The following is a 20,155-nucleotide window of genomic DNA, read 5'->3' as shown; positions in this document are numbered from 1 at the left end:
GCACAATTACATTTGTTTTAATGTAATTGTGCTTAATCTCTTAAAGTAATCACAATCAATAAAGAAATACATGAAAAATTTAACCTATACACTGTTATTGCTCCTATTATCAACGATGTTAGCTTGTACATCAAGTAATAAATATCAACATTCTATTTCTATAAATAAGAATAGTTTCCCTATAAAACAAGCATTGTACGGTAGTAATATTGAGTTTGATAGTATACTTATGAAGCCTTTTCAATTACAAGTATATGATACTTTATTAATAACTTATAACCAAAATACAGATAAATTATTTCATATATTTAATTTAAAATCTAAAAAGAAAATAGGAGAACGTATCTCTATGGGACAGGGACCTACAGAAATGATAATGCCTTGGTTTATACAAAATCAGGATGTAATTTCTATTTTTGATATGGGTACTTCTACTATTTCAAAATATACTATAAGTGAATTTATTACAAATCCGGATCCAATACCATATCAACAAATAAAAATAAAAGAACAATTTTTCGGAGAAATCGGATTCTTAGGTGAAAACATTATAGGTTCTTTATATCGTCCTGAATATCCTTTATATTTATTTAATAATGCTGGAGAACAAATAAAAGGGTTCGGTTCATATCCTATTTCTAATTTCAACTATACAAATGCAGAAATAATAGATGCTTATCGTTCTATTATTATAACAAATCAAGTTGATAGGGTTGCAATTTGTCATTTTTTCACAGATCTAATCGATATTTATGATAATAATGGAACATTAATTAGTAGAATACATGGACCTGAACATTTTTTTCCTAAATTCAAAGAATATACAGATGGAAATGTCATTACAACTCGACCTGTAAATAAGACATATAAAGATGCATTTTATAGTCCTGTAAATGTAGGTGATGATTTTTTCGTTTTATATAACGGTAAAAATGTAGGAGAAAAAGACTACAATTTATTAGCAGAAAAAATTTTTGTTTTTGACTGGGAAGGAACTCCAAAAAAAATATTTTCATTAGATCAAGGCATATCTCGTATTAGTGTAGACAAAAGAAATAAGAAAATTTATGGTATAAGCAATGAACCCGAGTATCATATTGTTGAATATTCTTATAAGTAAAGAATATATTATTGATAAGAATATAACAAATGATTAAATGTATCTTCACAATATTATTAACATTAACATGCTGTCTCTCTAAAACAGACAGCATGCAAACTTATACTCTACATTTTTCTGAAGAAAAACGTACTGAATTAGAAAAGACATTGGATCACTATCAAAAAAAATCAGAAAAATTATTAACTGCTCAGTTCCTGATTGAAAATATGCCTTATCATTTTTCTATAGACGAATACTTTCTAGACCAAAATAGTAATAAATATAGACCTGATTTATCTATTATTAAAGAAAATAAAATACAACAACACTTCGACTCTCTTTTCAGCAAAGGACATAAAATCGTGAGAGAGAAACGATATGATATAGAAACTCTTGATAGTGCTTATTTAGTAAATAATATAGAATTAGCCTTTTCTGTGTGGGATAAAAAATGGGCAAGGAATACATCTTTCGAGGATTTCTGTAAATATATACTCCCCTATCGGGTACAAGCAGAAAAAGCATCCAACTTAAGACAGTATTTTAGGGATCGCTATCTTCCTCTTTTGGAGATGGCTGATCCCAAAACGCCATTAGAGGCTTGCCTTATTATAAACCAGGAACTAATGAGGACTATTCAATATGATACAAGTGGCGGATTAGGGCTTTATCCTTCTATTGAAGAAACCTATCGTACCAAAAAGGGAATATGTGATGACTTATGCATTTTAGGAATTTATATAATGCGAGCAGTTGGTATTCCTGTTGTAATGGAACAAACGACTTGGGTGAAAGGCGACCGGGGACATACATGGGCTGCTGTTCTCAGTAACGGCAAGTTTTATCCTTTTTGCCCCTGTTCCGACCAACCACGGAAATATGAATGGATGTTTTCTGAAAGAAGGATGAGAAAGCCGGCAAAAGTATATCGTACACATTTTGAACCGGTAAGGACTTTCAATGTAAAAGAAGATGACGGATATGTCACTTATCTTAAAAGTCCACTATTGGAGGATGTAACCACCGAATATCCAAATCAAACGATTAATATAACGGTAACTACGGATAAAAAAACAGAAAAAAGAAAATCGCAGGTTTACCTTTGCGCCTATAATCAACAGCATTGGGAACCTTTTGCTATCGGTCACCGAAACGGTAAAAATTGTTCGTTTGAAAATATTGTTGGTGATAATGTTTTTATTATTGCCGATTCTCCAAATGGAACTAACCTACATTTTATTACAGTGCCTTTTCATGTGAGTCCGACCGGTAGCATTCATAAAATCATACCGGATAAGTCTCAAAAAAGAAATTATACATTAAAGAAATTAGACGGACAACGGGAATATTCCCATACTCTACAATATTGGGATACTCAAAGTGAACAGTTTGTTTCCTTACAACAAGAACAGGAAACAGACAGTACGTTAACATATAACGAAATCCCCCGGAATGCCCTTCTCCGTTTTACTATTCCCATCAAATGTTGGGATATCCGTATATTTTTAATAGAAAATGACAGTGTAAAAACTTACTAAATAAAATGAAACTATACCTAATTATCTTTTCTGCTTTTTGTTTATTTTCCTGTTCATGGCAGGGGAATAAAAATACATATTTGGAGCAGGCTCTTTCTTTAGCAGGCAATAACAGGAAAGAGTTAGAGAAAGTCCTTAACCATTATCAGGCTGATACTCTTAAATTGAAGGCTGCGCAATTCCTGATAGAAAATATGCCTTACTACTATTATTATACAGGAAAAACGCTCGACAGGCAGATGGAACAATATAAGCTATTTGCTACGACGGACCAGCATCCAGCTTCTATACGGGATTCGTTGGCACTGAAATATGGTCCATTCTCGTACTCTGCACTGAATATGGAATATGATTTATTAAATGTAGATTCTGCATATCTGGTAGAGAATATTGATGAAGCATTCAGGGTCTGGGAAGAACAACCGTGGGGGAAACATGTCTCTTTTGAAAATTTCTGCGAATATATCCTGCCCTATCGGATTGGCGACGAACCTTTAACCTATTGGAGAAAACAAATTTATGAGAAATATAATCCACTTTTGGACAGTATCCGTAAACTTCCGGAAGCAGAAGATCCGGCCTTTGCAGCACAAGCGTTACTGGATACGTTCCGCAGGGAAGGAAATATAAAATATACGGAGCAACTGGCCATTACTCCTCATACAGGTCCTCAGGTCTGTGTAGAATGGAAATCCGGAACATGCAGGGAACATGCTGACGCTGTTATCTATGTAATGAGGGCTTTGGGTATTCCTTGTGGCATAGATGAAGTCCCTTTAAGGGGTGATAATAATTCACCGCATATGTGGAATTTTGTACTCGATAAAGAGCAAAATACGTATATGATAGAAATACTGACCTATTCCGAAATAAGAAAAGCCCCGGAGGTATATTTATCCGCCGGAAAGATATACAGGCATACTTTTAGTACAAACAACTCTCTGAAAGAACAATTTAATGCTTCCGGACTGCCGGTTCCCTCCTATTTCAGAACCGGACAAATAAAGGATATAACAAAAATATATGCCGGCTCCGGTTGTTTCCCGGTAGAAATATCCGGTACAAAGTTATATAAGCGGATAAAAAAGTCTGAACCTATCTGGCTTTGTCTCTCCGCAAGACAACAATGGAAACCGGTAGACTATGGTTATCTCCTTGAAAATAAAGTGTGCTTCAAAGATGTAAAAGGAGGAGTAGTATGCCGTTTGGCACATTCGACAAAAGAGGGATTGGAGATGCTTTCAGATCCTTTTCACGTAGATGCGGAGCATGGTACGATTCGTTTTTTTACACCCGGACAGGAAATGGAACAAGTTACTGTTTTGTTTAAATTCCATTTCTTCTATGAATATTTCCTTAACCGTATGGTAAATGGGATTTTTGAAGGAAGTAATGCTCCGGATTTTAGCCATGCGGATACGTTATTTCAGATAAAAGACGAACCGAGAAGGTTGATAACCGTTGTTTCTCCGGCTACCGATAAAAAATATCGATATGTCCGTTATAAAGGTCCGAAAGGAAGCCATTGCAATATTAGTGAAGTGGCATTTTATGAAAATAATGTAGATACGGTTGCCCTAAAAGGAAAAGTAATCGGTACACCCGGAAGTTTCGACGGTATACATGATTATAGAAATGTATTTGATGGAGACCCGTATACCTCTTTTGACTATCGTTTTCCTGATGGAGGATGGAGTGGCCTGGATTTAGGAAAAGCCTGTTCAATAACCCGTATCGCTTTTACTCCGAGAAACTCCGACAACTTTATCCGGAAAGGGGATTCGTATGAAATGTTCTATCTGGACCATGAATGGGTATCGGCCGGCATACAAACGGCTGTTTCCGATTCATTAAATTTCATGGCTCCAAAAGGTGCTTTGCTCTATTTGAAAAATCATACAAGAGGAAAAGATGAACGGATCTTCGAATACAAAGAAGGAAAACAAATATTCTGGTAAGAAAGAAGATGAACAAACTCCATAAAATACTGAATTGGATACTTAACCTTATTTTAGGGTTGGCAGGAATTGCTTGCCTTTGGATTATCGGGCAGGTATTTCTTTTTACTTCTTTCCGTATTCCCAGCGACTCTATGGAGCCGGAATTGGAAATCGGCGACTGTATACTGGTAAATAAACTGTTGGTGGGACCGCGTATTTTTAACCTCTCTGCTTCCATGAGGGAAGAACAGGTCGATATATACAGGATGCCCGGTTTACGAAAAGTACGACGGAATGATGTGCTGGTTTTCAATTTTCCCCACCCGCATAATTGGGATAAAATAGAGATGCACATTATGAAGTACTATATAAAACGTTGTGTAGGGCTTCCGGGTGATACGTTATCCATCGAAAATGGGAAATACAACGTAAGAGGCTGCGAAATCCCTTTAGGGAATATAGAATCCCAAAAACTAATCAGCAGGTATGATAAAGATGATTTTGGGGAAGGAGTGTTCAATAGCTTCCCTTTTGATTCGATTCTGCATTGGAATATTAAAGACTTCGGGCCGCTTTATATACCTAAAGTTGGCGACTCTGTTATCCTGGATAGGAACAATTACTGCCTGTACCGGAAATTGATCGAATGGGAACAGGCAGGTAGTTTGATATATAAAGATTCTGTCGCTTACCTGGACAATAAGCCGGTTAAAGCATACCGCTTCCTCAAAAACTATTATTTCATGGCTGGCGATAAAGGAGAAAATTCGCAGGATTCACGGTACTGGGGATTACTGCCGGAAGAATATATTGTAGGAAAGGCATGGATTATCTGGAAATCGGTAGAACCTTATAGCGGCAAATTCAGACGGAACCGTTTTCTCAAAAGAATACATTAACAGCAGAATACAGATGAAACAGTTCCGTTACCTATTATTTTTACTGACAGCGATAGCCGGAGTTCTTTTGCTTTCTACCCCTTTTGTCGAAAGCAGAAGTTTAGTGAACGGGCTGGTCATAGGAAAAATCCACTGGTTTCAATTGGTTATGCCGTTATTTTCCATATGTACCTGTTTATTGGCTTTAACAGGAAAAAAGGATTTCTTTAAATGGTCCTTGCCGGATACGCTGGTTCTTCTTTATATGATACTGACCCTCGCCACGTATGATTGGGGACTAAACCCTGAACCTGAAAAGTTGATGTTCGGCGGACAACTGGTAATTTTCTGGTTTCTGTTACGCTGGTTATTTAATGCTTACCCTGTTTTAAAACCGCTGTTTATCTTTACATTGATGTGTACGGGATTGGCGGAAGCCTTATTAGGATTAGGGCAACTGCATGGAGAGGCCGTTTCCAACCATTCCTTGTTCCGGTTGACGGGGACATTCTATAATCCCGGTCCCTTTTCCGGATATATTGCTGTCATCCTGCCGCTTTGCCTAAGCGTAGCTTTGTATTTCCGGCTGGCTGCCCGATACTTTGCATGGATATGTATAGCTGCCATTATGATGGTTCTTCCTGCCGGGATGAGCCGGTCGGCATGGTTGGCAGCAGTCTTTTCATGTGCAATGGTTTATTGGGTTCAAGAAATCGGATGGGATAAAACGAAGCGGGTATTTATCAAATACCACAAAGTGTCATTTTTATTAATTGCCGGTGCTGCAATCATACTAACCGGTGCTGCGGCAGGTATGTACAATATGAAGCAGGATTCGGCAAACGGGCGTTTGCTCATGTGGAAAGTAACAGGAAAAGCCATTGCCGGAAAACCTATCACCGGACATGGACTGGGTGGTTTTCCGGCCGCTTACCGGGAAGCACAGGCTCATTATTTTGCAACGGATCTTGCGACGGAAACAGAAAAACGGGTTGCCGGATGTCCGGAATATGCATTTAATGAGTTCCTGCAAATCGCTTCGGAACAAGGAATACTCGCATTATTAATTTTTCTTTCCTGGTTAGGGATAATCTGTTATCAGGGATTAAAAAATAAACAAATAGGAATGGTAGGCGGCATAGTGGCGTTGATAATTTTCGCTTTTTCCTCTTATCCGTTACAACTACCTTCTTTTTGGATTTTACTCATCAGTATGGGAGCTATTGCTACTTATAAAAAGAAATATAAAAATCCGGACAGTCAATCCGAAAAAATAAAATCCGGAAAAACATACATAACTATGGGATATCTATGTCTGCTGACAAGTATCAGTGGCTGTCTATTCTGGATACAAAAAGATTTTTATCATGCATATAAAGAATGGAACAGAGTGAAAATATCATATAATTCACATGCTTATTCATCTGCTATAGAGACATATAATTTACTTTATCCAAAACTTAAACATAAACCGGAATTTCTGTTTGAAGCCGCACAATGTAAAGGCAAGACCGAAGATTATGCAGGTGCGAATAAACTGTTGGACCGTGCCGTACAGTTAAGTGCGGATCCCATGCTTTATTATATTATAGCAAAAAACGAACAAAACATGGGACATTATCAAAAAGCTGAATATTTATTACTTCATGCTATCGATATACTGCCGGAACGTATTTATCCATATTACTTGTTATGTAAACTCTATGCTGAACCCGACTTTTATCAGGACGAGAAAATGCTGGCTGCGGTTCATGCCGTATTGACGAAAGAACCTAAAGTAAATAGCCGGGCAATTCAGGAAATGAGAGAAGAATCCAAAAAGATTTTGAAAGCAAGGGAAAAAATACGCTGTCAGGCACTAAATAATAAATATGACACTAAAGATTAAATTAAATGATAATTCCTAATAATTCATGATTATTTATACATATATTTGTCACATAACTTTGTTAAAACACTACAGCATGAAATATTACTATTTGTTCGTAATACTGTTTCTGGCGGGAATGATGGCTTGTGCCGGAGATAAAAAAGAAGAAAGTACGAAAGATGAAACACTGGAAACAGTTTTGCCGGATGAAACAAACGAGGTAACGGTTATGACCTTGAAACTTACCGATTTCAACCACGAACTGATAAGTAATGGAAAACTTTCCTCCCACCAGTATGTAGACCTGAAATTCCAATCGGCAGAACCTATCGCCTCTATTTATGTAAAAAACGGGGACCGGGTGACGAAAGGTCAAAAGCTGGCTGAACTCTCCACATTCCGCCTTAAAAACAAAGCGGACCAGGCCAAAAGTTCGCTGGAGAATGCCCGCCTGGAACTACAGGATGTATTAATCGGACAAGGATACGCCCTGAAAGATTCCGGGAATGTCCCGGCTGCAACCATGCAGCTGGCACGGATAAAGAGCGGATACGACCAGGCATTGGCACAATACCAGTTAGCCGATTTCGAATTGAAGAATGCAGTGCTGACTGCGCCGTTCGACGGGATTGTTGCCAATCTTTTTGCCAAACAATACAATACGGCTTCGACCTCCGAAACGTTTTGTTCGGTTATCGACAACCGCGGTCTGGAAGCGGACTTTACCGTACTGGAAAACGAATTGCCCTTGATTAAAACCGGAGACCGCGTAGAGGTCTCCCCTTTTGCAACCCCCAATATTAAAACAGAAGGGCGCATATCGGAAATCAATCCGCTGGTCGATGCGAACGGCATGGTAAAAGTAAAAGCATCTGTTGCCAATAAAGGACAATTATTCGAAGGAATGAACGTACGGATCAGCATCCACCGTTCGCTGGGTAAACAGTTGGTCGTACCCAAAGAAGCAGTAGTGCTACGTTCCGGCAAACAGGTCGTATTTACGCTCGACAATAACAAGGCGTATTGGAATTATGTCCATACCGGTATGGAAAATACGGATAGCTACACAATCATAGACGGGCTGAAAGAAGGAGACATCGTAATCACCAGCGGCAATATCAATCTGGCTCATGAAGCACCGGTTTCGGTTATTGAAAAATGAGAATTGAACGTTGAAAATCGATACATATGATAAAGTTTCTTCTACAACGTCCCATCGCGGTACTGATGGCTTTCACAGCCTGTTTCATCGTCGGTTTGGTTACTTACTTTACCATTCCGGTATCGTTGCTGCCGGATATTGCCATTCCGGAAATTACCGTACAGGTTGCCGGACAGAATACATCCGCACGCGAATTGGAAAATACGGTAGTAAAACCGGTGCGCCTGCAACTGATGCAAGTGGCAGGATTACAGGATATACATAGTGAAACACGCGACGGCGCCGCCATCATCCGTCTAAAATTCGATTTCGGAACCAATACGGACCTTGCCTTCATCGAGGTAAACGAAAAGATAGATGCAGCCATGAACTATCTGCCGCGTGAAGTGGAACGTCCGCGGGTAATCAAAGCCAGTGCCACCGATATTCCTGTATTCTGCCTTAATCTTACGTTAAAAGGAGAAAAGGACACAAGTCCCGGTTCGCAAATACACGACAACCAGGAGGCGTTCCTGGAACTTTGCCAGTTTGCCGAGACAGTCATAAAAAGACGGATTGAACAATTGCCGGAAGTTGCTATGGTCGACGTAACCGGGGTATTGAAACGCCAGTTGCAAATCGTTCCGGATATGAAACTGCTGGAGATGGCAGGTATCACGCTCGATGAACTGGAAGCCGCTTTGTCATCCAATAATATCGAGCCGGGAAGCATGACTGTCCGCGACGGCTATTACGAATACAATATCAAGTTCTCCACCTTACTTCGTACTGCTGAAGATGTGGAAAACATTTATATACGGAAAAGCGACCGTATCTTCCAATTAAAAGACCTGGCTAAGATATCCATCGTTCCGGAAAAAGAGACCGGAGCCTCTTTATCGAATGGGAAAAAGGCGGTTACGCTCGCTGTTATCAAGCAGGCGGATGAAAATATGGACAATATGAAGGAAGCATTGAAAGAGGTTACCGACTATTTTGCTTCCGTATATCCGGATATTGAATTTAGTGTCAGTAGAAATCAAACGGAACTGTTGGATTATACGATATCAAACCTGAAACAAAATCTTTCGCTGGGTTTCCTGTTTATCTGTATCGTTGCCGTATTGTTCCTTGGAGATATTAAAAGTCCGGCGGTTATCGGATTGAGTATGGTTGTCAGCTTGGTTGTCAGCTTCTTATTTTTCTATCTCTTTAAAATGTCCCTGAATATTATTTCCATATCCGGTCTGATATTGGCTCTGGGTATGATGATTGACAGTTCTATTATCGTAACGGAGAATATCATGCAATACAGGGCGCGGGGGGATTCATTGGAAGAGGCCTGTGGCAAAGGAACAACAGAGGTTATTACCCCGATGCTGAGTTCAACATTTACCACCATTGCCGTATTTGTGCCTTTGGTATTTATGAGCGGAATCGCCGGTGCAATCTTCTTCGACCAGGCATTTGCCGTGACTGTCGGGTTATTGGTTTCTTATTTTACCGGGATTATGTTGCTTCCCGTATTATACAAATTGGTATATAGCATACCGGATATCAAGCATAAAGGCTTCAATATGCGAATTAATAACCTGATAAAAGACCATACGCTGGACCGTTTCTACGATAGCGGCATCGATTTTATCTTCAGCCATAAAAAGGCGACATTGATTTTTACGGTAATAACAATTCCGCTCTGCGCTTTTCTTTTCTATGAAATACCTAAAAGCCGTATGCCGGAAATCGACGAAAACGAACTGATCGTCCATGTGGAATGGAATGAAAATATCCATCTCGATGAGAACCAGGAACGTATAAACGGATTGTTTGCCACAGTCAGTGCACAAGTAAACGAATACACGGCTTATATAGGACAACAACAATTCTTACTGAACCGCGACAAGGAATTGTCCGTTTCGGAAGGCGAACTTTATTTTAAAACAGAAAACACAAATGATATAGCTCCTTTACAGGAAACAATTGCAAAATGGGTAGAGGCAAAATACCCCAATGCCGTCCTCTCCTTCTCCCCACCGGTTACTGTTTTTGAAAAACTGTTTGTAACAGGAGAAGCCGATATTGTCGCCGAACTGTACAGCCGGAATAAAACGGAAGCTCCCGATGCTGCTGCTTTGCATAAAATGGAGCGGAATTTAAAGAAGCAAACAGGATATTCTCCTGTCGGTATTGCATTCGACAACCAATTGAATATATCGATAGACCGGCAGAAGCTTCTATTATATAACGTAGATTACAATGAAGTATACCGTATATTGAAAACGGCTTTTAAGGAGAATAAGGTTGCCACTCTCCGCTCCTACCAGCAATATCTCCCGATAGCATTAGCTGGGAACGAGCAAACAGTGAACGATGTATTCCAAAATACATTGATACATACTATTCCCGACAAAGACGGGAATGTAAAATATATCCCTTTGCAATCGCTGATTCGCGTAACATCCGGACAAGACCTGAAAACAATTACGGCAGGGAAAAACGGCGAATACATTCCCTTTAGCTTTTACAATGTAAAGAATGCCGAAAAGTTGATGCATGGCGTAAAACAAGAAGTAGGGACAGACTGGGATATCGATTTCTCCGGTAGTTTCTTCTCCAATAAACAAATGCTGAATGAACTGGTAGTCATCCTGTTTATCTCTATCTTGTTGATGTATTTCATTCTGGCGGCACAGTTCGAGAGTTTCCTTCAACCGTTGATTGTGTTGCTGGAAATACCGATAGATGTGGCGGCTTCCTTGCTGGTATTATGGATTTGCGGACATACGATGAACCTGATGAGTGCCATCGGTATTGTTGTAACCTGCGGTATCATTATCAACGACTCTATCCTGAAACTGGATGCTATTAACGAACTGCGTAAAGAGGGTGTCCCGTTAATGGAGGCAATACATGAAGCCGGCCGCCGCCGTTTACGTCCTATCATTATGACCTCACTGACCACCATATTCGGAATGGTGCCCCTACTCTTCACATTCGATATGGGGAGCGAATTGCAAAAACCTCTTTCCATTGCCATGATATCGGCAATGCTGATAGGTACGCTGGTCAGCCTTTTCGTCATACCTTTGATTTACTGGTTTATTTATCGCAAACATGATGTAGTTAAAACTGAACAGATATGAAAAAGCCCTTCATACAAACACTATTAATACTTGCCTGTCTGCCTGTAGCATCAAATGCCCAGAAACTTACACTTACATTGGACCGGACAATCGAGATTGCTGCCGACAGTTCACTGGAAGCATTCCGAAGTAAAAACCTGTATCTGACAGGCTACTGGCAATACCGGACTTATAAAGCCGACCGTCTGCCCAGCTTGACATTGAACCTCACGCCGGCGGAATACTACCGGGATATTACCCGTAGGTATGATTCGGAAAGTGACATTGATATTTACCGGAAACAACAATCTTACTATGCCGGAGGGAAGTTGGAAGTGAAACAGAATTTCGATTTGCTGGGAGGTACTTTTATCCTGGACTCCGATTTGGGATACATCCGGAATTTCGGAGATAATGCATACAGCCAATTTACCTCGGTTCCTATCCGCATCGGGTATTCACAGAGCCTGTTGGGATATAATCCATTCAAATGGGAACGCAAAATAGAACCGCTGAAATTTGAAAAAGCGAAAAAGAACCTGCTATATAATATGGAGCGGCTCAGTGAACAGGCCACCACCTATTTCTTTGCATTGGCGATGGCACAGGCGGAATACGATCTTGCCAAAGAGAATGTTGCCTCCACCGATACCCTATACCGGACCGGTCAGGAACGGCTTAAAATTGCATCCATCAGCCGTGCCGATTTGCTTACTTTAAAGCTGGATGCTGTAAATGCACGCAATACCTTGCAAAATGCGGAGATATCCTTGAAACGCGCCATGTTCAGCCTTGCCTCCTATCTTAATTTCGACAAGAATACGGAAATACACCTGCGGCTACCGGGACGTCCGCGCAATATGGAAATTTCAGTAGATGAAGCATTGGTACTTGCCCGCGAGAATAATCCGACCTTCCTGGATTTACGCCAGCAAATATTGGAAGCCGAACAGCAGGTGGATAAAACAAAAAAAGAAGCCTTGTTCAATGCTTCGGTAAGTGCAAGTATCGGGTTCAACCAGGTATCCGATAAATTTAAGGATGTTTACCGTAACCCGTTACAGCAGGATGTCGTTTCGGTATCCGTCAGCATTCCGTTGGTCGATTGGGGAGTAAGACGCGGAAAACACAACATTGCCAAAAACAACCTGAACGTCACCCAGATTTCAGCTAAACAGGAAGAGTTGACTGTCGAAGAAGATGTAATTATGACTGTCGGCGATTTCAATATCCAACAAGACCTGATCGTCAGTGCCGAGGAAGCGCTCGACCTTGCCATTATGGCATATGCCGAAACCAAACAGCGCTTTATGATCGGCAAGGCCGACATCAATAGCCTGACTTTGTCGTTAAACCGCCAGCAGGAAGCACAACGCAACTACATTTCGGCCCTGCAAAACTACTGGCTAAGTTACTATAAGATACGGAAACTCACTCTGCATGACTTTGAAACGGGTATTTCCCTTTCCAACCAGTTCGATTACAAAAACGGGCTGTAGTAATCTGTAAATAAAGAAAAGCATGAGTACATCTCCTAAAATATCCTCTTTTACCATCATCGTCACCTTCCTTTGCGTGGCGTTGGCGGGTATTGCTTTCATTCCATTGCTGCCAATCAAACTGTCTCCTTCGCGTACCTTGCCGCAATTGACAGTCAGCTACAACATGCCGGGCAATTCGGCACGCGTTATTGAAATGGAAGTTACCTCCCGCTTGGAATCGATGCTGGCACGTATCAAAGGGATTAAGGAGATAAACTCGACTTCGGGCAATGGTTGGGGATATGTCACCCTCGAACTCGACAAGCATACCAATATAGAGGCCGCCCGTTTTGAAGCATCTACGATTATTCGCCAAACCTGGCCAAGCCTTCCCGACGGGCTTAGTTATCCGATTTTGGAAATGAGCCGCCCGGACGAGAAAGAAACGCGTCCTTTTATGAGCTATACGCTGAATGCGGCGGCTACCCCTATTTTTATCCAACGTTTCGCGGAAGACCAGATAAAACCCCGCCTTAGCAGTATTCAGGGAATTTACAGGATTGACGTGAGCGGTGCCACTCCAATGGAATGGCGCTTGGAATATGACAGCCGGCAACTGACCGTTCTCGGCATTGGCATAGAAGATATACAAAATGCCATCCAGCAATACTACCAGAAAGAGTTTTTAGGTACGGGAAATGTACAATTTGAAACTCATCAGGAATGGATACGCCTGGCGCTGGTGCCGGATGTAAACAGTAAGAATACCTTTGCCCCGTCATCTATTACCCTGACAAATAAAGATGGAAAACTAATACGGCTGGATCAGTTGCTGAAAGTAACACGCCAGGAAGAAACCCCGCAAAGTTATTACCGTATCAATGGCTTAAACTCTATCTACCTGTCTATCCGTGCGGAAGAGACAGCCAACCAGTTAGAACTGGCTAAACAGATTAAGGCGGAAATGGAGCACATACGTTCCATCCTTCCTGCAGGATATGAGATACATACCAGCTATGATGCAACGGAATTTATCCAGAACGAACTGGATAAGATTTATATCCGTACCGGACTGACCGTATTAATCTTGTTGTTGTTCGTTTTGCTGATTACCCGGGAAATGAAATACCTGTTCCTGATAACTATCAGCCTTTCGGTAAACCTCTGTATCGCTGTTATCCTTTACTACCTGCTTGGGCTGGAAATGCAACTGTATTCACTTGCCGGAGTCACAATCTCGCTCAGCCTGGTGATAGACAACACGATTGTCATGACGGAACATATACGAAACCGCCATGACAGGAAAGCTATTTTATCTATCCTGGCTGCAACACTGACTACTATGGGGGCTCTGGTTATCATTTTCTTTCTGGATGAGAAAATACGCCTGAACCTTCAGGATTTTGCTGCGGTGGTAATCATCAACCTGGGCGTTTCGCTCATTATCGCACTTTTCCTCGTGCCATCTCTAATAGATAAAATGGGACTGGAATACAAGAAGACACGGAAAGGGAAACTCAAAAAGGCAGACTCCGGACACCCCAAACTGGTTACACGTATACGGAAAAGGATCAATCGTTTCCTGCATCGTTTTCCGGTCTATTTCAACCGGTATTATTATAAACAGATCCAGTTTTTATGTAATTGGAAAAAGTTGGCATGCGTAGTTTTGCTGTTGGCATTCGGTCTTCCTGTTTTTCTGCTTCCTGAAAAAATAGAATACGACAACAAGGATAAAAAGAAGGTATATACGGCAACAGATTCGATGTTTATTGAAGGATACAACAAAATAATATCCGGAGAAACTTACAAAGAGAAAATAAAACCGGTTGTAGACAAAGCACTGGGGGGAACGCTTCGTTTATTTGTAGAAAAAGTATATGAGGGTAGCTACTTTACCCGTAGTGAAGAAACGGTTCTTTCTGTCAGCGCTTCTCTTCCTAATGGTACGACATTGGAACAAATGAACAACTTGATGGGCCGTATGGAAGCCTACTTGAGTACATTCAGTGAAATACGCCAGTTCCAGACGAATATATACAATGCCAGGCAGGCTGGCATACAAATCTATTTTACAAAGAAAAGCGAACGGAGCGGTTTCCCTTATCTATTGAAAAGCAAGATCATCAGCAAAGCACTCGAACTGGGTGGCGGCAGTTGGAATGTATGGGGGTTGATGGACCAGGGATTCAGTAACGATGTGCGGGAAAATGCCGGTTCTTTCCGGATTATTATGCTCGGTTATAACTATGATGAACTATACGAATGGGCGGACCAACTGAAAGCCAAACTGCTGACCTACCGCCGTATCAAAGAGGTTCTTATCAATTCCGAATTTTCATGGTGGAAAGATGACTACCAGGAATTTTATTTCAATCTCGACAAGGCACGGATGGCACAGGAAAATATACAACCGATAACCCTATTCTCCACCCTTCGCCCTGTATTCGGCAAAGATATGTATAGCGGTACGATTGTTGTCGACAAAGAAACGGAAAAACTAAAGTTGAACTCCAGACAATCTGAGGAATATGACATATGGAATATGCAATACCAACCGCTGAGTGTCAACGGGCGTTCATACAAATTATCAGAACTGGCCACCGTAGAAAAAGGACAAATGCCCCAGAAGGTAGCAAAAGAAAATCAACAATACCGCCTGTGCCTGCAATACGAATATATCGGCGCATCCAACCAGGGAAACAAAATACAGGAACGGGAACTGAAAGAATTTAACAAATTGTTGCCGATGGGATATACCGCCAAAGCGGATAGCGCATATTGGGGATGGGATAAAAAAGATAATAAACAGTATTTGTTGTTGTTGCTTATTATTGTCATTATCTTTTTCACTACCAGTATTTTGTTTAACTCACTAAAACAACCGCTTGCTGTTATCTTCGTCATCCCTATTTCTTACATAGGCGTCTTCCTGACATTCTACTCGTTCAAGCTCAACTTCGACCAGGGAGGGTTTGCTTCCTTTGTATTACTGTGCGGTATTACGGTAAATGCCAGCATCTATATTTTGAATGAATACAATGAAATTCGTATCCGCAAACCGCTTATGCCTGTATGGAGGGCATACCTGAAAGCCTGGAATGCTAAAATCACTCCTATTTTCCTGACCGTCGTTTCCACTATTTTAGGATTTATTCCTTTTATGTTGGGCACAGACAAGGAAGCCTTCTGGTTCCCGCTTGCCGCAGGAACAATCGGTGGTCTGGCTATGTCCATATTGGGAATATTTTTCTATCTTCCGATTTTTACATTAAAGAAATCCGGCAAGGATAAATAAAACTCTATATTGAAATGATAAAACAAATACTCTTTAGAACATTAATAGGTCTTCTATTCACTTTTTCAACTTTTGCATATAGCCAGACATCAGAAACTGAATTTTCTGAAAAGTATATCCATTTAATTTTAGGCGATACCCAGTCCTTACACAAAATGAGAAAAGAAGGGCTTCCGGTAGATACGACCAACGAAAAAGGAACCTCGTTATTGATGCTTGCTGCATTTAATGGCGATTTGTCACAAATGAAGTCTCTCATAGCTGCCGGTGCCGATATAAATCAGCGGAATAAAAAGAATATGTTGATGATGTATAATTCTCCGTTGGATTATGCTGCATATGGAAATCAAAAACAGGCTGTCGATTTACTGCTTGCACAGGGTGTCGATATAAACCAGAAAGACCCGTCCGGTATGTCGCCCGTGTATAAATGCGGGCTATATAAAAACTATAAGATGCTATATTATCTGGTGGAAAAAGGAGCAATCCTCACAGACGAAGACAGGATAAACATCATGGTAATGGCTGCCCAAGGAGTTTTTTTAGACGAACAATCCACACAAATCATAAAATATATCCTGCAAGATATTCATGTGGAAAGAGAAGAACTAATGAAATGCAAACTATTGGCAACAAAAGGGCTGCCTTCTTCCTACAATAAACCAGATCAAATATGCGATCGAATTATTTCATTGCAAAACACCTATGCAGAAGCACTGATGCAGAAAAAAGCAGAACAGCGCGAGCAGGACAGCCTTAAAAATTTGTTGGCAACAGGACAAGCAGATACGATTCGATATACTTATAATACATACTCCTCGATTGATTTATCCGATAAGACAATAACTTCTAAAATAAAAGCTACGCCCCGTGTCGATTCCGTTAAGAACAAAGTAGGACATAAAACGGCAGGCATTATCTGCCTGCTATTGGCAATTACGCTTTTACTTGTATACAATTTTTCCAAGTTAATGGATAAATATGTAATCAAAGGGAAAACGAACCTATTTATACACATTTTCCGCTATATTATAGGCTGTTTGATTATTTACCCCATTCTTGCTTGCATGTATACGAACCTGGACGACATCCTGATTAGAAAATACGGAGAGGAAAAAGTCGCTACTCTATCCGGAGAGTGGAAATCGATAAAACATAGCGGTAGAGGTGGAAATTATACAACCTGGTATATTGCATATTCTTTCCACTTTCTCCGGGAGGATGGCGTACGGATAAGCGTAAACCAGGGAAATGCCAAATTTGACAACGAATACGGAGATACAAAGAAGTATATGGATATATATGGAGATACAGAGGAGGATATAAAAGTCAATGTAAGATATGATTCGGCAGCACAAAAACTATCGGTCGACGACAATACCTACTTTATGCAAAATCTGAATTGGATATTGGCAATGGGGCTTATCCTACTGGTGATTCTATTGTTCTGTTGTGGCAAGTTTAACAAACTGTTGGATAAAGTAAAAAGTATAATCGAAAAAAATGCCGGGAAGAATAATAAAAAAGAAACCATTATTGAAATGCCCTGCTTAGTTTCCACTTGCTGGACCTTCACTTCCAAAAAGTATGAATCATTAGAAGCGTTTGTTTATGATGTAAGAAATTCGGAAAAACAAAAGAACATGAACCCAGATGAGTGTATGAACCCGGATCATATAATTCTGGAACAATCTACTATCTCAATCAATCTGTTCGATAATGAAGTGAAAGGCAATAATAACCTGAATATAAAAATCATCCCTTATAACAAAAAGGATATCACAGAGGGAGAACTAATGTTTCAGCTTCATAATCAAATGATTCCATATTTAAACAAACTAAATGTTTATACCCTTGAATGTATCATCCTGTTTTCTGAGGATAAAGAAAAAAAGCAGGCGGAATGTTTTCTTTTGATGCATGAATAAAAGTCTGTACTGAATTTTATTTTGACATTTCTAATATTTTTCAGTACTTAGTGGCGAAATGGAGCTACCACAGGAACATAGGGATTTAAAGGAGATCGCCATAGGAAACTCGGAAGCCTTTGAACGGTTATTTTTTCAATATCAGCCACGCCTGGTTTATTTTCTGACAGGGTTGACACATGATAAAGAAATAAGCCGTGATATGGCGCAGGATATTTTTTTCACTCTTTGGAAAGACCGGAGTAAATTGGCTGACGTCAAATCCTTTTCCTCCTATCTCTTCCAAATGGCACGGTACACCGTTTACAACTATTTCGACCGTTTGACTATTTCTGAAAAATATGCAAATGAATTATTGGAAAATCCTGTAATTGCAGAATCTGAGGAAGAATCCCTTTTTGTCCGGGAATTACAGTACATAATAAACGAAGCTGTATCCCAAATGTCTCCCCAACGGCAACGGATATACCGGATGAGCCGCGAAGAAGGTTTATCCAACGAAGAAATCGCCCTAAAACTAAACCTTAGTAAACGGACTGTAGAAAATCATCTGACAGCTGCTCTCGCCATTTTACGCAAGATTCTTTATCTTATATTTTTTGCTACTCCTTTTCATTAGAAACACGCTCTGATTCTGCGTATAAAAAATATTTGAAAAAATTTGATTTTCGGTTGTGTGTATTTCAACCGGTAACCTACTTCATAATAAATACGATATTTTTTATGAAGAAAAATAAGTCTCAAAATATTATAAACTCATACTTTGGAAAACACTTTTCCCCAAAGGCACGGTACTTGTTCGGGCATTGGCTTGGAGGAAAAGAAGATACAATACTCAAAGAAACCCTCTTGCAGGAACTTTGGGAACAAAGCCCGGCAGAGGTTACCGACGAAACCCGTAACGACTGGAAAAAACTACAAAACCGCATTTACTTACTTCCCGATACCAATAAAATCAATCCTTTTTACCGGAACTTGCTGAAATATGCCGCAATAATCGGATTGATGTTTATAGTTAGTTCTACAACTTATTATCTGACAAACCGGGCTGCGACAAAGAAGAACGTCGAGATGGCCGAATTTTTTGTTCCCTTCGGGGAAAGCAAAATGATTACCTTGCCCGATAGTTCCAAGGTTTGGGTAGATGCCGGTTCTATGTTGGTATATCCCCAGGATTTTACATCCATGAACACCCGCTCCGTTTACCTTACAGGAAAAGCCTCTTTTACCGTAAAAAAGAATCCGGAAAAGCCTTTTATTGTAAAAACCACTTACATGGATGTTGAGGCTTTAGGCACTGTATTTACTGTCAAATCCTACCCTTCCGATATTTATACGGAGGCCACACTGGAAAAAGGAAGTGTACGGGTGGATATAAAAGGACAACCGCTATTGTCGTCCATACTGAAACCCAACCAACAGTTAGTCTACTCCCATAAAGACAACAGCATACATATCCACGCTGTTGACGCAACGTTATATAGTATGGAAAGAAAAGGATATTTGATTTTTGAAAATGCCACATTCAGCCAGTTGATTACTACGATTGAAAGGAAATTTAATGTAGTAATCCAGTGTAATTCACAAAGATATATGAAAGAAAGCTACAATGTCAAATTTGCACCTGACGAAACACTGGAAGACCTATTGAATGTATTACAACAACTGAATGGACTGCATTATAAAATAAGAAAGAATGTAGTATTCATCCATTAAAAAAGAAAGGAGAACCAGAAATATGAGCAAAAGAAAACCGGAAAGATGAACCTGCGAAATCCCTCTTCCCGGCGTTTGAAATCGAATTGTATAAAAAATTCCGACTATAAGTCGTTAAGCATTAATTAATATTCAATTATC

The 20,155-nt window shown here is 40.1% G+C and carries 12 protein-coding genes; all 12 read left to right on the top strand.

Annotated elements, in window-relative coordinates; genetic code table 11:
- Positions 1 to 70: 70 nt before the first annotated feature.
- Positions 71 to 1,120 (top strand): BF3164 family lipoprotein, encoded by a 1,050-nt coding sequence (locus ACGE0T_RS08550; protein ID WP_459190094.1) that lies wholly within the window; start codon positions 71 to 73, stop codon positions 1,118 to 1,120.
- 92 nt (positions 1,121 to 1,212) lie between these two features.
- Positions 1,213 to 2,640, top strand: a complete 1,428-nt coding sequence (locus ACGE0T_RS08545; RefSeq protein ID WP_459190093.1) for a transglutaminase-like domain-containing protein — start codon at positions 1,213 to 1,215, stop codon at positions 2,638 to 2,640.
- 5 nt (positions 2,641 to 2,645) lie between these two features.
- On the top strand, positions 2,646 to 4,598 hold the full coding sequence (locus ACGE0T_RS08540) for a transglutaminase-like domain-containing protein (RefSeq protein ID WP_459190092.1): 1,953 nt from the start codon (positions 2,646 to 2,648) through the stop codon (positions 4,596 to 4,598).
- Between the two features lie 8 nt (positions 4,599 to 4,606).
- Entirely contained in the window at positions 4,607 to 5,479 is an 873-nt protein-coding gene (gene lepB, locus ACGE0T_RS08535) for a signal peptidase I (RefSeq protein ID WP_459190091.1), read from the top strand.
- Positions 5,480 to 5,492: 13 nt separating this feature from the next.
- On the top strand, positions 5,493 to 7,346 hold the full coding sequence (locus ACGE0T_RS08530; RefSeq protein ID WP_459190090.1) for an O-antigen ligase family protein: 1,854 nt from the start codon (positions 5,493 to 5,495) through the stop codon (positions 7,344 to 7,346).
- 76 nt (positions 7,347 to 7,422) lie between these two features.
- Positions 7,423 to 8,490, top strand: a complete 1,068-nt coding sequence (locus ACGE0T_RS08525) for an efflux RND transporter periplasmic adaptor subunit (RefSeq protein WP_459190089.1) — start codon at positions 7,423 to 7,425, stop codon at positions 8,488 to 8,490.
- A 26-nt stretch (positions 8,491 to 8,516) separates the two neighbouring features.
- Positions 8,517 to 11,612 carry an efflux RND transporter permease subunit gene (locus tag ACGE0T_RS08520; protein ID WP_459190088.1) on the top strand — a complete coding sequence of 1,032 codons (3,096 nt, stop codon included), beginning with the start codon at positions 8,517 to 8,519 and terminating at the stop codon, positions 11,610 to 11,612.
- Entirely contained in the window at positions 11,609 to 13,090 is a 1,482-nt protein-coding gene (locus ACGE0T_RS08515) for a TolC family protein (protein ID WP_459190087.1), read from the top strand. The genes ACGE0T_RS08520 and ACGE0T_RS08515 overlap by 4 nt, the downstream gene beginning before the upstream one ends.
- A gap of 22 nt (positions 13,091 to 13,112) precedes the next feature.
- A complete protein-coding gene (locus ACGE0T_RS08510; RefSeq protein ID WP_459190086.1) occupies positions 13,113 to 16,370 on the top strand; it encodes an efflux RND transporter permease subunit in 3,258 nt (1,085 codons plus the stop codon).
- 155 nt (positions 16,371 to 16,525) lie between these two features.
- On the top strand, positions 16,526 to 18,298 hold the full coding sequence (locus tag ACGE0T_RS08505; protein WP_459190085.1) for an ankyrin repeat domain-containing protein: 1,773 nt from the start codon (positions 16,526 to 16,528) through the stop codon (positions 18,296 to 18,298).
- A 58-nt stretch (positions 18,299 to 18,356) separates the two neighbouring features.
- Positions 18,357 to 18,917 carry an RNA polymerase sigma-70 factor gene (locus tag ACGE0T_RS08500; RefSeq protein ID WP_459190084.1) on the top strand — a complete coding sequence of 187 codons (561 nt, stop codon included), beginning with the start codon at positions 18,357 to 18,359 and terminating at the stop codon, positions 18,915 to 18,917.
- Positions 18,918 to 19,021: 104 nt separating this feature from the next.
- Positions 19,022 to 20,014: a FecR family protein gene (locus ACGE0T_RS08495; protein WP_459190083.1), complete on the top strand. Its 993-nt coding sequence runs from the start codon at positions 19,022 to 19,024 to the stop codon at positions 20,012 to 20,014.
- Positions 20,015 to 20,155: the final 141 nt, after the last annotated feature.

The organism is Parabacteroides sp. APC149_11_2_Y6, from assembly GCF_054506995.1.
Note: the sequence above shows the minus strand (reverse complement) of the source record. Positions and strands in the feature narration are given on the sequence as shown.

Bases quoted from the DNA above. Each gene is read 5' to 3' on its own strand.
- ACGE0T_RS08520 (WP_459190088.1), top strand. From the start codon at position 8,517: ATGATAAAGTTTCTTCTACAACGTCCCATCGCGGTACTGATGGCTTTC.
- ACGE0T_RS08550 (WP_459190094.1), top strand. From the start codon at position 71: ATGAAAAATTTAACCTATACACTGTTATTGCTCCTATTATCAACGATG.
- ACGE0T_RS08505 (WP_459190085.1), top strand. From the start codon at position 16,526: ATGAGAAAAGAAGGGCTTCCGGTAGATACGACCAACGAAAAAGGAACC.
- ACGE0T_RS08525 (WP_459190089.1), top strand. From the start codon at position 7,423: ATGAAATATTACTATTTGTTCGTAATACTGTTTCTGGCGGGAATGATG.
- ACGE0T_RS08500 (WP_459190084.1), top strand. From the start codon at position 18,357: ATGGAGCTACCACAGGAACATAGGGATTTAAAGGAGATCGCCATAGGA.
- ACGE0T_RS08530 (WP_459190090.1), top strand. From the start codon at position 5,493: ATGAAACAGTTCCGTTACCTATTATTTTTACTGACAGCGATAGCCGGA.
- lepB (WP_459190091.1), top strand. From the start codon at position 4,607: ATGAACAAACTCCATAAAATACTGAATTGGATACTTAACCTTATTTTA.
- ACGE0T_RS08515 (WP_459190087.1), top strand. From the start codon at position 11,609: ATGAAAAAGCCCTTCATACAAACACTATTAATACTTGCCTGTCTGCCT.
- ACGE0T_RS08540 (WP_459190092.1), top strand. From the start codon at position 2,646: ATGAAACTATACCTAATTATCTTTTCTGCTTTTTGTTTATTTTCCTGT.
- ACGE0T_RS08495 (WP_459190083.1), top strand. From the start codon at position 19,022: ATGAAGAAAAATAAGTCTCAAAATATTATAAACTCATACTTTGGAAAA.
- ACGE0T_RS08545 (WP_459190093.1), top strand. From the start codon at position 1,213: ATGCAAACTTATACTCTACATTTTTCTGAAGAAAAACGTACTGAATTA.
- ACGE0T_RS08510 (WP_459190086.1), top strand. From the start codon at position 13,113: ATGAGTACATCTCCTAAAATATCCTCTTTTACCATCATCGTCACCTTC.